Source organism: Cupriavidus sp. SIMBA_020, from assembly GCF_046535395.1.
Taxonomy (GTDB): Bacteria; Pseudomonadota; Gammaproteobacteria; order Burkholderiales; family Burkholderiaceae; genus Cupriavidus; species Cupriavidus campinensis.
Genome location: NZ_JAWRWU010001464.1, coordinates 1 through 243 on the forward strand (window position 1 = coordinate 1; position 243 = coordinate 243).

General features: G+C 56.8%; 1 protein-coding gene. It reads right to left on the reverse strand.

Going from position 1 to position 243, the window contains the following annotated elements; all coding sequences use genetic code 11:
• A partial coding sequence (locus SB751_RS34430) for a transposase (RefSeq protein WP_410749549.1) occupies positions 1-243 on the reverse strand: 243 nt, incomplete at both ends.

A 243-nucleotide genomic window follows, 5' to 3' on the forward strand; every position in this document is an offset into this window, starting at 1 on the left:
CTTGAGCACGCGAAACGCATGTTCAACCTTGGCGCGCACGCCAGCCTTCAGACGCTCAATCTGGTTGTATATCGCGTCCAGACGATTGTTCAGGTCCAGTTGTCGACGCTTACCTGGTCGCATCGCGACATGCCAACGTACCGGGTTTGCCTGACAGCGCTTCTCAATACCCTGATATCCGGCGTCAGCGTACACATCCTTTTCCTGGCCGTGCAACAGCGCTTCGGCCGCATTGATGTCGTG